This is a genomic window from Brevundimonas kwangchunensis (assembly GCF_039523815.1).
Classification (GTDB): domain Bacteria; phylum Pseudomonadota; class Alphaproteobacteria; order Caulobacterales; family Caulobacteraceae; genus Brevundimonas; species Brevundimonas kwangchunensis.
The window spans coordinates 42,206-54,251 of the sequence record NZ_BAAAGA010000007.1 but is presented as its reverse complement, the minus strand read 5'-3'; the positions used below and the strand labels follow the sequence as shown (position 1 = coordinate 54,251).

The 12,046-nt window shown below is 67.7% G+C and carries 13 protein-coding genes; 3 read left to right on the top strand and 10 right to left on the bottom strand.

The genetic code is table 11. The features are described from left to right. Window positions 1-27 precede the first annotated feature (27 nt). Complete coding sequence (locus tag ABDZ95_RS13670) at window positions 28-387, bottom strand: hypothetical protein (RefSeq protein ID WP_343794520.1); 360 nt, start codon at window positions 385-387, stop codon at window positions 28-30. Between the two features lie 237 nt (window positions 388-624). On the opposite strand from ABDZ95_RS13670, the gene ABDZ95_RS13665 reads away from it, so the two are divergent. The 3 genes from ABDZ95_RS13665 to ABDZ95_RS13655 all read left to right on the top strand — a co-directional run bounded on the left by ABDZ95_RS13665 (window position 625) and on the right by ABDZ95_RS13655 (window position 4,173). Continuing rightward, entirely contained in the window at window positions 625-2,187 is a 1,563-nt protein-coding gene (locus ABDZ95_RS13665) for a DEAD/DEAH box helicase (RefSeq protein WP_343794519.1), read from the top strand. A gap of 106 nt (window positions 2,188-2,293) precedes the next feature. After that, entirely contained in the window at window positions 2,294-3,349 is a 1,056-nt protein-coding gene (locus ABDZ95_RS13660; protein WP_343794518.1) for a GGDEF domain-containing protein, read from the top strand. Window positions 3,350-3,387: 38 nt separating this feature from the next. Beyond that, complete coding sequence (locus ABDZ95_RS13655) at window positions 3,388-4,173, top strand: lysophospholipid acyltransferase family protein (protein WP_343794517.1); 786 nt, start codon at window positions 3,388-3,390, stop codon at window positions 4,171-4,173. 5 nt (window positions 4,174-4,178) lie between these two features. On the opposite strand, the gene ABDZ95_RS13650 is transcribed toward ABDZ95_RS13655, so the two are convergent. Genes ABDZ95_RS13650 through sufB form a run of 9 tightly spaced genes read right to left on the bottom strand, consistent with a single transcriptional unit; the run spans window position 4,179 to window position 12,043 of the window. Further along, window positions 4,179-4,982 carry a MetQ/NlpA family ABC transporter substrate-binding protein gene (locus ABDZ95_RS13650; protein WP_343794516.1) on the bottom strand — a complete coding sequence of 268 codons (804 nt, stop codon included), beginning with the start codon at window positions 4,980-4,982 and terminating at the stop codon, window positions 4,179-4,181. 23 nt (window positions 4,983-5,005) lie between these two features. Continuing rightward, the gene (locus tag ABDZ95_RS13645; protein ID WP_343794515.1) at window positions 5,006-5,674 is read right to left on the bottom strand and encodes a methionine ABC transporter permease; all 669 of its coding nucleotides are present in this window, start codon (window positions 5,672-5,674) and stop codon (window positions 5,006-5,008) included. Further along, a complete protein-coding gene (locus ABDZ95_RS13640; protein WP_343794514.1) occupies window positions 5,674-6,663 on the bottom strand; it encodes a methionine ABC transporter ATP-binding protein in 990 nt (329 codons plus the stop codon). Before ABDZ95_RS13640 ends, ABDZ95_RS13645 begins: the two co-directional genes overlap by 1 nt. A gap of 2 nt (window positions 6,664-6,665) precedes the next feature. Beyond that, entirely contained in the window at window positions 6,666-7,061 is a 396-nt protein-coding gene (locus tag ABDZ95_RS13635) for a HesB/IscA family protein (protein WP_343794513.1), read from the bottom strand. A 10-nt stretch (window positions 7,062-7,071) separates the two neighbouring features. Then, entirely contained in the window at window positions 7,072-7,467 is a 396-nt protein-coding gene (locus ABDZ95_RS13630) for an SUF system Fe-S cluster assembly protein (protein WP_343794512.1), read from the bottom strand. Beyond that, window positions 7,464-8,750 carry an aminotransferase class V-fold PLP-dependent enzyme gene (locus tag ABDZ95_RS13625; protein WP_343794511.1) on the bottom strand — a complete coding sequence of 429 codons (1,287 nt, stop codon included), beginning with the start codon at window positions 8,748-8,750 and terminating at the stop codon, window positions 7,464-7,466. Before ABDZ95_RS13625 ends, ABDZ95_RS13630 begins: the two co-directional genes overlap by 4 nt. Further along, the gene (gene sufD, locus ABDZ95_RS13620; RefSeq protein WP_343794510.1) at window positions 8,729-9,760 is read right to left on the bottom strand and encodes a Fe-S cluster assembly protein SufD; all 1,032 of its coding nucleotides are present in this window, start codon (window positions 9,758-9,760) and stop codon (window positions 8,729-8,731) included. Before sufD ends, ABDZ95_RS13625 begins: the two co-directional genes overlap by 22 nt. Window positions 9,761-9,810: 50 nt before the next feature. Then, window positions 9,811-10,560, bottom strand: a complete 750-nt coding sequence (gene sufC / locus ABDZ95_RS13615; protein WP_343794509.1) for a Fe-S cluster assembly ATPase SufC — start codon at window positions 10,558-10,560, stop codon at window positions 9,811-9,813. Between the two features lie 16 nt (window positions 10,561-10,576). Next, entirely contained in the window at window positions 10,577-12,043 is a 1,467-nt protein-coding gene (gene sufB / locus ABDZ95_RS13610) for a Fe-S cluster assembly protein SufB (protein WP_343794508.1), read from the bottom strand. Window positions 12,044-12,046 lie beyond the last annotated feature (3 nt).

The following is a 12,046-nucleotide window of genomic DNA, read 5'->3' as shown; positions in this document are numbered from 1 at the left end:
GTCTTTGCGCTGATGGCGGCGGGAGACCTACTCCCGCCCGCGCACCAGACTGTTCTGCACCCGGCGGCCCAGCGGATCGCGCGAGGACCAGGTGTCGCCGATGTCGGCCTCGATCATCGTCGTACAGAAGCGCGGGATCAGCATGTTCGGCCGCATGTTGGTCAGGCAGACCCGCTCGCCCTGCACCGCCCAGCGCGCGGCCAGACGGCGACCGTCCGAAAACTGCGCCGAGTAGCTGCCGTCAGGATTGAACCAGTGCTTGACCCAGCCACCGTCCGGATAGCGTGAGATCACCGTGTTGCCGAAGGCGGAATTCATGTCGGCCTTGCCAGGCCCGGCCGTCAGACAGGCGACGGCAAACGTCGCAACCGCGATCATGCGCAGCATGCGTACCCCTCATTAATACCCTTCCCGAGACGGACATTAACGAAGCGTAACGTTCTGCCAACCCCAAACGTAAGCCACACGAATAGTTGACTAATCCACGGGGTCTTCTATATGCGGCCCACTGTTTCGGGACAGGAAGGCGAATTCGCGCCGCCCGCTCGCCCAGGGAAGGGCGGTTCCGCAACGTCGCAGACGACCCGATGCGCGGGGCGTCCTTCTTTCCAGTCCCAAGGATTCATGACCGAATTTTCGCAACTGGGCCTTTCGCCCACGACCCTGCAAGCGGTCGCCGATACCGGCTACACGACCGCCACCCCCATTCAGGCCGCCGCCATCCCCGTCGCCCTCGCCGGCCGGGACGTTCTGGGCATCGCCCAGACCGGCACGGGCAAGACCGCCGCCTTCACCCTGCCGATGGTCGATCGCCTCGCCTCGGGCCGCGCCCGCGCCCGGATGCCGCGCGCCCTGGTGCTGGCCCCGACCCGCGAACTGGCGGACCAGGTCGCCGAGAGCTTCGCCAAGTACGCCAAGGGCACGCGCCTGAGCTGGGCGCTGCTGATCGGCGGCGTTTCGATGGGCGACCAGGTGGCCATCCTGAACAAGGGCGTCGATGTTCTGATCGCCACGCCGGGCCGCCTGCTGGACCTGTTCGAGCGCGGCAAGATGCTGCTCACCGGCGTCGAACTGATGGTCATCGATGAAGCCGACCGCATGCTCGACATGGGCTTCATCCCGGACATCGAGCGCATCTTCAAGCTGACGCCGCCGCGCCGCCAGACCCTGTTCTTCTCGGCCACCATGCCGCCCGAGATCACCCGTCTGACCACGCAGTTCCTCAAGGATCCGACCCGGATCGAGGCCTCGCGTCCGGCCATGACGGCCGACACCATCACCCAGTACATCGTCCGTATCCCGACCTCGGACCCCAAGGCCAAGCGCACCGCCCTGCGCGCCCTGGTCGCCCGTGAGGACGTGCGCAACGGCATCGTCTTCTGCAATCGCAAGTCGGAAGTCGACATCGTCGCCAAGTCCTTGAAGACGCATGGCTTCGACGCTGCACCGATCCACGGCGATCTCGATCAGTCGCTACGGATGAAGACGCTTGCCGACTTCCGCTCGGGCGCATTGAAGATCCTGGTGGCCTCCGATGTCGCCGCGCGCGGTCTGGACATCCCGGACGTCAGCCACGTCTTCAACTACGACGTCTCGCACCACGCCGACGACTATGTGCACCGCATCGGCCGCACGGGTCGCGCCGGCAAGCTGGGTCAAGCCTTCATGATCGTCACCCCGGCCGACGACAAGTCGCTGGATAAGGTGCTGAAGCTGATCAAGAAGGACCCGGTCGAACTGTCGCTGGACGGCATCGACTTCGCGGCCATCAAGGACCAGCCGCGCCGCGACAGCGGTCGTGCCGACAAGGGCCGTGGTGGACGCAGCGAGCGCTCGGGCCGTGGACGTGGGCGTTCGGAGCCGCGCACCGAGGACGTCGAAGCCGCAGCCGTCGAGGCCGAGGCCGCGCCCGTGCCCGCCTCGGACGACGCCGCGCCGTCGCGCCGCTCGCGCAGCCGTCGCTCCGCCAAACCGGCCGAGGCCGCCGTCGAAACCACCGCCGCCGAAACGCCGGTGACCGAGACCGTCGCCGAACCCGCGAAAGCCCCGCGCGACGCAGGCCGCAATCGCGGTGGTCGCAAGCCGGAAGCAAAGGCCGAGGCCCCTGCCCCGGTCTCGAACGGTCGCCCGTTCGGCGATGCGGACGTCCCCGCCTTCCTGCGACGTCCGGTGAAGCTGCCGAACTGAGTTCGTCGATTCAGCGGCCACGCTTAACCGGCCGTTACCCTTCGCCGGGGCAGTCTATTCGCCGCTACAGACCGTCCCACCGGGCCGGTGTTCGGGGACAGACTATATGACGGCGTCGGTCGACACCGCACTCAGGGGGCCTGAAGCCTTCTCGCTCTCTCGGCGCGTGATCGACGAGATGGAGACGGCCGGCGTCTGGCCGACTCCGCTGAACTTCGAACTGTGGCTGCACTATCTGGGTGACCCCGAGGGCGCGCTCGGCCGCGAGATCCGCCGCATCCTCGATGCGCAGGAGCCCTTCACCGAAGGAACGGCCGACATGCTGGCCGCCGAATATCTGCCGCGTGGACGCCTGACCGAAGAGATCCGCGACGCCGGCCGCGTGCTGGATCGCGAACTGCACAGTATCTCGGAAGCCATCGCCAAGGCCCACCGCTCTCAGACTGCCTACGGTCAGACCCTGGACAAGGCCTCGGCCCGCATGGACGGCGTCGAGGGCGGCGAACAGCTTCAGACCATCGTCACGGGTCTGACCGCCGCCACCCGCAAGATCCAGCGCGAGAACGAGTCGCTGGAGAAGCGCCTTGAGGTCTCGACCCGCGAGGTCGCCCGCCTGCGCGAGCATCTGGAACAGGTCCGCCGTGACGCCCTGACCGACGCCCTGACCAACCTGGCCAACCGTAAGGCCTTCGACGAGCAACTGACCGCCGCCTGCGAGGCCGCGGACGCCGAGGGCGAGGCCCTGACGCTGGCGGTGCTCGATATCGACCACTTCAAGCGCTTCAACGACAACTGGGGTCACCAGACCGGCGATCAGGTGCTCCGCTACGTCGCCAGCGTGATCGGCCGCGTCGCCGGCGCGCCGCGTATGGCCGCCCGCTTCGGCGGCGAGGAGTTCGCCATGATCTTCCCGCGCGAACGGGTCGATCAGGTCAAGACCGCGCTGGAGGCCATCCGCCGCGAGATCGCCTCGCGCTCGCTGCGTCGTCGCTCGACCAATGACGATCTGGGCGTGGTGACCATCTCGGCCGGCTTCGCGATCCGCCGTCCGGACGAGTCGCCGACGCTGCTGCTGGAACGGGCCGATACGGCGCTCTACGCCTCGAAGCGCGCGGGCCGGAACCGAATTTCCTCGGCCGAGGACCTGCAACAGGCCGCCTGACCCGTTGGCGCCCACTGAAAACCGTCCATAGTCAGACCATGCGCAGCTTCGCTTTCGCCGTCGCCTACTGGTCGCTCTCGATCCTGTACACGCTCGCGGCCGTCGTCGCGGCCATCCTGCCCGGTCGCGGCGCGACCGGCTGGATCATCCGCCGCTACGTCCACCGCATGGTTCAGGCCATGCGCGTGCTGGCGGGCATCCGCATCCAGTATCGCGGCGAGGATCGCCTGCCGACCGGCGCCTTCATCATCGCGTCCAAGCACCAGAGTTGGGGCGACGGCTTCGCGACCTACGACCGGTTCAAGGACCTGGCCTTCGTCACCGGCGACCATCTGGAGAAATTTCCGCTGCTCGGCACGGTGCTGCGCAAGCTGGGAGCCATCGTCGTCAACAACTGCGGCGGCCGCGCCGCCCGCGACGCGCTCAAGCACCGCACCGCCGACGCCCATGCCGAGGGTCGCAAGATCCTGATCTATCCGGAAGGCAATCTGGCGAAGGTCGGCGAGAAATACCGCTATCGCTCGGGCGTCTGGCACATGTACCGCGACTTCGACATGCCGGTCGTGCCGGTGGCCACCAACCTGGGCCTGTTCTGGCCGCAGGAGGAGTTCCGGAAAACCCCCGGCCTCGCCACGCTGGAGTTCCTCGACCCCATCCCCACCGGCCTGCCCAAGGACGAGTTCCTCGCCCGGCTGGAAGCCGCCGTCGAGGGCCACACCGCCGAACTGATCGCCGAAGCCACCGGAAATCCGGTCACGCCCGCCGTGCAGGTGCCGACGCCGGATGAGGTGAGGAAGGCTGAGGCCGCCGCGAAGGCGGCCTGACGCTCCTACGCAGCCGGAATGACCGCGCCATCGTACTTCTGCGCGATGAAGTCCTTCACCGCCTGGCTGCGCAGGGCCGTGGCCAACGCCTGAATGCGCGGGTCGTTCTGGTTCTCGCGACGCGAGACCAGATAGTTGATGTAGGGGCTGTCGGCGCCCTCCAGCTGAAGGGCGTCGGTGCGCGGCTTCAGCCCGGCATCCAGCGCGTAGTTGGTGTTGATCACCGCGGCGTCGACCTGCGGCAGGATACGCGGGATGGTCGCCGCCTCGACCTCGCGGAAGACGAGGTTCTTCGGGTTGGCCGTGATGTCGCGCACGGTCTGTAGCGGGTTCTGGCCGTCGCGCAGGATGATCAGGCCGGCGGCCTGCAGCAGCAGCAGCGAACGTCCGGTATTCGAGGCGTCGTTCGGCAGGATCACCTCGGCGCCGCTCGGCAGGGCCGAGATCGAGCGGTGCTTGCGCGAATAGATGCCCAGCGGCTCGACGTGGACGCCGGCCACGGTCACCAGGCTGGTCCCACGGGCGGCGTTGAACTCGTCGAGATAGGGCTTGGTCTGGAAATAGTTCACGTCCAGCCGGCTCTCGGCGACCTGCACGTTCGGCTGGACGTAGTCGTTGAAGACCTTGATCTCGATCGGCACGCCCTCGGCGGCGAGGATCGGCTTGATGTGCTCGAGGATCTCGGCGTGCGGCACGGCCGTGGCGCCGACCAGCAGCGGGCCATCGGTCGAGCCCGCCTTCTCGCCGCCCGCGCCACAGGCGGCGAGGGTCAGGGCGACAGCGGACAGAAGAAGCGAACGACGGAGCATGGGAGGGCCTTTCGGGGGAGCGATCAGCGGTGGGAAACGGAGGCGACCAGGCGGTCGCCGATCATTTGCAGAACCTGTACGAGGATCAGCAGCAGGACGACGGTGACGACCATGACATCGGTCTGGAAGCGCTGGTAGCCGAAGCGGACGGCGAGGTCGCCCAGCCCGCCTGCGCCGACAACGCCAGCCATGGCGGTGTAGCTGACCAAGGCGATGGCGGTGACCGTCGCGCCGGCGATCACGCCCGGCAGGGCCTCGGGCAGCAGGGCGCGGGTGACGATCTGGAAGGTCGAGCCGCCCATCGCCTGCGTCGCCTCGACCACGCCCTTGTCCACCTCGCGCAGGGCCGTCTCGACCAGACGCGCATAGAAGGGCGCCGCGCCGACGACCAGCGGCGGGATGGCCCCGGCCACGCCCAGCGACGTCCCGACCAGAAGCACCGTCACCGGCAGCATCACGATCAGCAGGATGATGAAGGGCACCGACCGCAGGACGTTGACGACGAACGACAGCACGGCGTTCAGCACCGGATTGGCCGCCAGCCGCCCTTTGCCCGACAGATACAGCAGCACGCCCAGCGGCACGCCGAGGATGATGGTGAGCACCAGCGACCCGCCCAGCATCAACAGGGTGTCGACAGTCGCGCGGCCGATTTCGGGCCAATCGATGTTCTGGGCCACGTTATCGAACATCAGGCGGCCTCCACCCGGACGCCCCGGTCCGTCAGTTGGGCGATCGCGGCCCCGGCGTCGCCGCCGGTGAAGGCGACGACCAGCTGGCCGTAGGGCTCGCCGCGGATGCGGCTGATGCGGCCCGACAGGATGGAATAGTCTACGCCCACCGAGCGCGCGACGCGGCTCAGCTCGGGCTCATAGGTCGAGGCGCCGCGGAAGGTCAGCCTGGCCAGCTTCGCGCCGACAGGCACGACTGAGGCGTCAAACGCCTCCTCCCCCTCGGCCAGCATGGCGCGGGTGACGGGGTGCTGCGGATGCAGGAAGACGTCCGCCGTCGCGCCCTGCTCGACCAGCCGGCCATCTTTGAGCACCGCCACGCGGTCGCAGACCCGGCGCACCACCTCCATCTGGTGGGTGATCAGCACGATGGTCAGGCCCAGCTCGCGGTTCAGCTGATCCAGCAGGGTCAGGATGTCCTCGGTCGTCTCGGGGTCCAGCGCGCTGGTCGCCTCGTCGCACAGCAGGACCGAAGGCCCGCAGGCCAGCGCCCGGGCGATGCCCACCCGCTGCTTCTGCCCGCCCGACAACTGGGCCGGATGCTTGTTGGCGTGCTCGGCCAGCCCCAGCCGGTCCAGCAGCTCGCTCGTGCGCGCCTTCACCTCGGCGTCCGGCCGACCTTCCAGCCGCAGCGGGAAAGCGACGTTGTCGAAGATGGTCTTGGCGTTCAGCAGGTTGAAATGCTGGAAGATCATGCCGATCCGCCGCCTCGCCGCGCGCAGCTCGGCCGGGTTCAGGGCGGTGATCTCCTGCCCGTCGACGAACACCTTGCCGGCGTCCGGCGTCTCCAGCCGGTTGATCGTGCGGATCAGGGTCGACTTGCCGGCGCCCGAGCGTCCGACCACGCCGAACACCTCGCCCTTGCCGATCTTCAAATCGACGGCGTCCAGCGCCGTCCGCTCGCCCGCCGCGCTGCGATAGCGCCGGGTCACCCCTTCCAGCCGGATCATCTTCAGTCTTCCGCGCTGGTCCGGGGGACGATGGTGACACTCTCGCCGCAGCCACAGGCATCCGTCTCGTTCGGATTGCGGAAGGTGAACTTCGCCGCCAGCTTCGTCGTCTCGAAGTCGATCTCGGTGCCGATCAGGAACAGCACCGCCTTCGGCTCGATCAGCAGGGTCGCGCCCTTGTCCTCGACCACCTCGTCCAGCGGATCGATGCTGTCGGCGAAGGCGAAGGTGTATTCCTGCCCCGCGCAGCCGCCGTTCTTGATGCCGACGCGCAGGCCCGCGACCGGGCGCTCCGAGGCGGCGACCAGCTCGCGCACGCGCTCGGCGGCGGCGTCTGTGAGCGTCACCACCTTGGGGCGGGGACGGCGCGGACGGGTCGTGGTCTGAAGCTCGCTCATGGGGTCGTCCTCAGAACATGTTCAGGGCGAGCTTGGCCTCGTCGCTCATCTTCGACGAGTCCCACGGCGGATCGAACACCAGCTCGGCCTTGGCCGACCGCACGCCGTCCACCTTCTCGACCGCCGTCTCGACCCAGCCCGGCATCTCGCCGGCCACCGGGCAACCCGGCGCTGTCAGGGTCATCTCGATGGCCACATCGCGGTCGTCCGACAGGTCGACCTTGTAGATCAGGCCCAGCTCGTAGATGTCGACCGGGATCTCGGGGTCATAGACCGACTTCAGGGCGGCGATGATGTCGTCCGTCAGGCGATCGATCTCGGCCTGTTCCAAGGCGGCCTTCTGCGGCGCGTCCCAGGCGGCGGCGAACGCGTCCTCATCGGGCTTGTGTGCGGCGTCGGACGTCATGCGAAGAACTCACGGGCCTTGATCAGGGCGTCGACGAAGGCGTCGGCGTCCTCTGTGGTGTTATATAGGGCGAAGCTGGCCCGCGCGCTCGACGTCAGGCCAAATCGTTTCGCCAGCGGCTCGGCGCAGTGCAGGCCGGCCCGCACGGCGACGCCATAGCGATCCATCACCTGGGCGATGTCGTGGGCGTGGGCGCCCTCGACGGTGAAGGTCAGGATCGCGCCCTTCCCTTCCGCCTCGCCGATCACCTTCAGCCAGTTCACGCCGTCCAGACGCGCGCGGGCGTGGTCGTAGACCCCCCGCTCATGCGCCGTGATCGCGGCTTTGTCGTACTGGCTCAGCCAGTCGATCGCGGCGCCCAGGCCGATGGCCTCGAGGATCGGCGGCGTGCCGGCCTCGAACCGGTGCGGCGGCTTCGCATAGGTCACCGTCTCCTCGGTGACCGTCTCGATCATCTCGCCCCCGCCCTGATACGGCGGCAGGGCGTCCAGCGCCTCGGTCGTGCCGTACAGGGCGCCGATGCCCGTCGGGCCGTAGAGCTTATGGCCGGTGAAGGCGTAGAAGTCGCAGCCGATGCCCTGCACGTCCGCATCGCCGTGCACCGCACCCTGACAGCCGTCGATCAGCACCTTCGCGCCGACCGAGTGAGCCATGCGGGTGATCTCGGCGACCGGATTGAGGGTGCCCAGCACGTTCGACATGTGGGTCACTGCGACGATCCTCGTCTTCGGCCCCAACAGCTCGGCATAGGCCGCCATGTCCAGCGACCCGTCGTCCAGCACCGGAATCCACTTCAGCACCGCCCCGCGCCGCTCGCGCAGCAGATGCCACGGCACGATGTTGGAGTGGTGCTCCATCTGGCTGACTATGATCTCGTCGCCCGGCTGGATCGACAGGCCGAGGCCAGCCGCCGCCAGGTTGATCGCCTCGGTCCCGCCCTTGGTCCAGACGATGTTGTTCGGGCTCTCCGCGTTCAGGAACCGCGCCACGCTCTCGCGGGCGGCCTCGAAGGCCTCGGTCGTCTCATTGGCCAGGGTATGCAGGCCGCGATGGACGTTGGCGTAACTGCCCTCCATCGCCGCCGTCAGGGCGTCGATCACCGCCCGCGGCTTCTGCGCCGAGGCGGCCGAGTCCAGATAGACCAGCGGCTTGCCGTTCACCGACCGCGACAGGATCGGAAACTGCGCCCGCGCGGCGTACACATCAAAAGTTCCTCCCCCACCGGGGGAGGGGGATCGCGAAGCGGTGGAGGGGGCGGCGATCACAGGCGCTGTCCCAGCCATTCCCGCACCACCTCTCTCGCGCCTTCGTGTTCGATGCGGTCCACCACCTCGATCAGGAAGGCCTCGGTCAGCAGCGCCCGGGCCTCGTCGGCCGGAATGCCGCGCTGCTGCATGTAGAACAGGGCGTTCTCGTCGAGATTGCCCACCGTGTTGCCGTGCGCGCACTGCACGTCGTCGGCGTAGATGATCAGCTCGGGCTTGGCGTCGATCTCGCCGCGCTCGCCGAGGATCAGGGCCTGATGCTGCATGCGCGCGTCGGTGCCGTCGGCGCCGCGCTCGACCACGATCTTGCCCTGGAAGACGCCGCGCGCGGTGTCACGCACCACGCCCTTGGTCAGCTGGCTGGTCAGACCGTCGGCGGCGACATGCTGCACCACCGTCGTCAGATCCGCCTGCCGGCCGCCCGACAGGGCATAGAGGCCGTCCAGACGCACGTCGGCGCCTTGGGCGAAATGCAGGACCTGCGTCTCCAGCCGCTGCAGCTTGGCGCCGGTGGCGACGATGGTCTGGCGATAGCGACCGCCGGCCTCGACCCGCACCTGGGCCTGGCTGATCGAGATCGCGTCCTCGGGCTCATCGACCAGTACGATGCGCGTCACCTCGGCGTCGTGGGCGACGTCCAGCTCCAGCGTGTTATGGGAGACATAGGCCGAGCCCGAGCCTTCATGCGTCTCCAGCAGCAGCAGCTTCGCCCCCGCCCGCGCCGAGATGCGTGCGGTCGTGCCGTGGCCGGTGCCAGTCGCCTTGGAGATGTAGCGCAGGCGCAGGGTCTGCTCACCCGACGCCATCAGGGTACTCACGCCCACGGCCCGGCCGTTGACGAAGACCATGGGCTCGCCGCCCAGCGCCTCGAACGGCCCACCCCCGACCATGGGCACGGCGGCCGACGGCGAAGGCTCCGGCGCCTCGCGCAGGTACTTCCGCAGGTCCGAATACTTCCACGCCTCGACCCGCCGCGACGGGAAGCTGGACGCGTCCTTCAGATCGATCTTGGGCAGCAGGGCGTTCATCGTGATCCTCCCCCGGCGCTCCGCTGGGGGGAGGATGTCAGGCAGGCTCATCACGCCGCCTCGCTCACATAGCGGTCGTAGCCCTCGGCCTCGAGCTGCAGCGCCAGCTCCGGCCCGCCCGAGGCGACGATGCGGCCCGCGGCCAGCACATGCACCCGGTCCGGTTTGATATAGTCCAGCAGGCGCTGGTAGTGGGTGATCACCAGCATGGACCGCTCCGGCGACCGCAAGGCGTTGACGCCTTCCGACACGATGCGCAGGGCGTCGATGTCCAGTCCCGAGTCCGTCTCGTCGAGGATCAGCAGAGACGGCTCCAGCAGCGCCATCTGCAGGATCTCCATCCGCTTCTTCTCGCCGCCCGAGAAGCCGACGTTCAGCGGCCGCTTCAGCATTTCGAAATTCATCTTCAACCGCTCGGACGCGGCTCGGACCAGCTTCAGGAAGGCAGGGGCCGAGACCTCCTCCTCGCCGCGCGCGCGCTTCTGGGCGTTCAGGGCGGTGCGGATAAAGGTCATCGCCGGCACGCCGGGGATCTCCAGCGGATACTGGAACGACAGGAAGACGCCCTTCGCCGCGCGCTCGGCCGGGTCCAGCGCCAGCAGGTCGTCGCCGTTCCACGACGCCGTCCCTTTGGTCGCCTCATAGCCCGGACGTCCCGACAGGGCGTAGCCCAGCGTCGACTTGCCGGCCCCGTTCGGCCCCATGACGGCGTGCACCTCGCCCGCCGGCACTTCGAGCGTCAGCCCCTTGAGGATCGGCTTGTCGCCGACGGAGACGTGCAGATTGTTGATCTTCAGCATTGTTTTTCTTTTTGATTTACCCGACTGAGCCTTCAAGGCTGATCGCCACCAGCTTCTGGGCTTCCACCGCGAACTCCATCGGCAGTTGCTGCAGCACGTCGCGGACGAAGCCGTTGACCAGAAGGGCCACGGCCTCTTCCTGCGATAGCCCCCGCTGCTGGGCATAGAACATCTGGTCGTCGCTCAAGCGGGTCGTCGTCGCCTCGTGCTCCAGCTGGGCCGAGCCGTTGCGGGCCTCGATGTAGGGGATGGTGTGCGAGCCGCACTCCTTGCCGATGAGCAAGGAGTCGCACTGGGTGAAGTTGCGAACGCCGGTCGCCTTCGGGTGCACCGAGACCAGACCGCGATAGGTCGAGTCCGATTTGCCCGCCGACACCGCCTTGGCGATGATCCGGCTCTTCGAGTTCTTGCCCAGATGGATCATCTTGGTGCCGGTGTCGGCCTGCTGATGTCCGTTGGTGATGGCGATCGAATAGAACTCACCCGAGCTCTCCTCGCCCTTGAGGATGCAGGACGGGTATTTCCAGGTGACGGCCGAGCCGGTCTCGACCTGGGTCCAGGACACCTTCGACCGGTCGCCGCGGCAGTCCGCGCGCTTGGTGACGAAGTTGTAGATGCCGCCCTTGCCCTCGGCGTCGCCGGGGTACCAGTTCTGGACCGTCGAGTATTTCACCTCGGCGTCGTCCAGCGCCACGATCTCGACCACGGCCGCGTGCAGCTGGTTCTCGTCGCGCATCGGGGCGGTGCAGCCCTCCAGATACGAGACGTAGCTGCCCTTGTCGGCGATGATCAGGGTGCGCTCGAACTGGCCGGTCTGGCTGGCGTTGATGCGGAAATAGGTCGACAGCTCCATCGGGCAGCGGACGCCCGGCGGAATGTAGACGAACGAGCCGTCCGAGAAGACCGCGCTGTTCAGGGCGGCGAAATAGTTGTCCGAGACCGGCACGACCGAGCCCAGATACTGGCGCACCAGATCGGGGTGTTCGCGCAGGGCCTCGGAGATCGGCATGAAGATCACACCGGCCTTGGCCAGCTCGGCCTTGAAGGTCGTGACCACGCTGACGCTGTCGAACACGGCGTCCACGGCCACCTTGGGCGCGCCCTGCACGCCGGCCAGCACCTCCTGCTCCTTCAGCGGGATGCCGAGCTTGCGGTAGACCTCCAGCAGCTCCGGATCGACCTCGTCGAGGGACTTAGGCCCCTCCTTGATCTTCGGTGCGGCGTAGTAGTGCAGGTCCTGATAGTCGACCGGCGTGTACTTCACCGCCGCCCAGGTCGGCTCCTCCATCGCAAGCCAGCGCTCATAGGCGGCCAGCCGCCATTCCAGCATCCACTCCGGCTCGCCCTTCTTCTCCGAGATGAAGCGCACGATGTCGGCGTTCAGGCCCTTGGGCGCGAACTCCTGCTCGATGTCCGAGGTGAAGCCGTGCGCATACTTCTCCAGCGCGGCGACGGCATCGACAGTTTCCTTAACGGCGGCCATGAC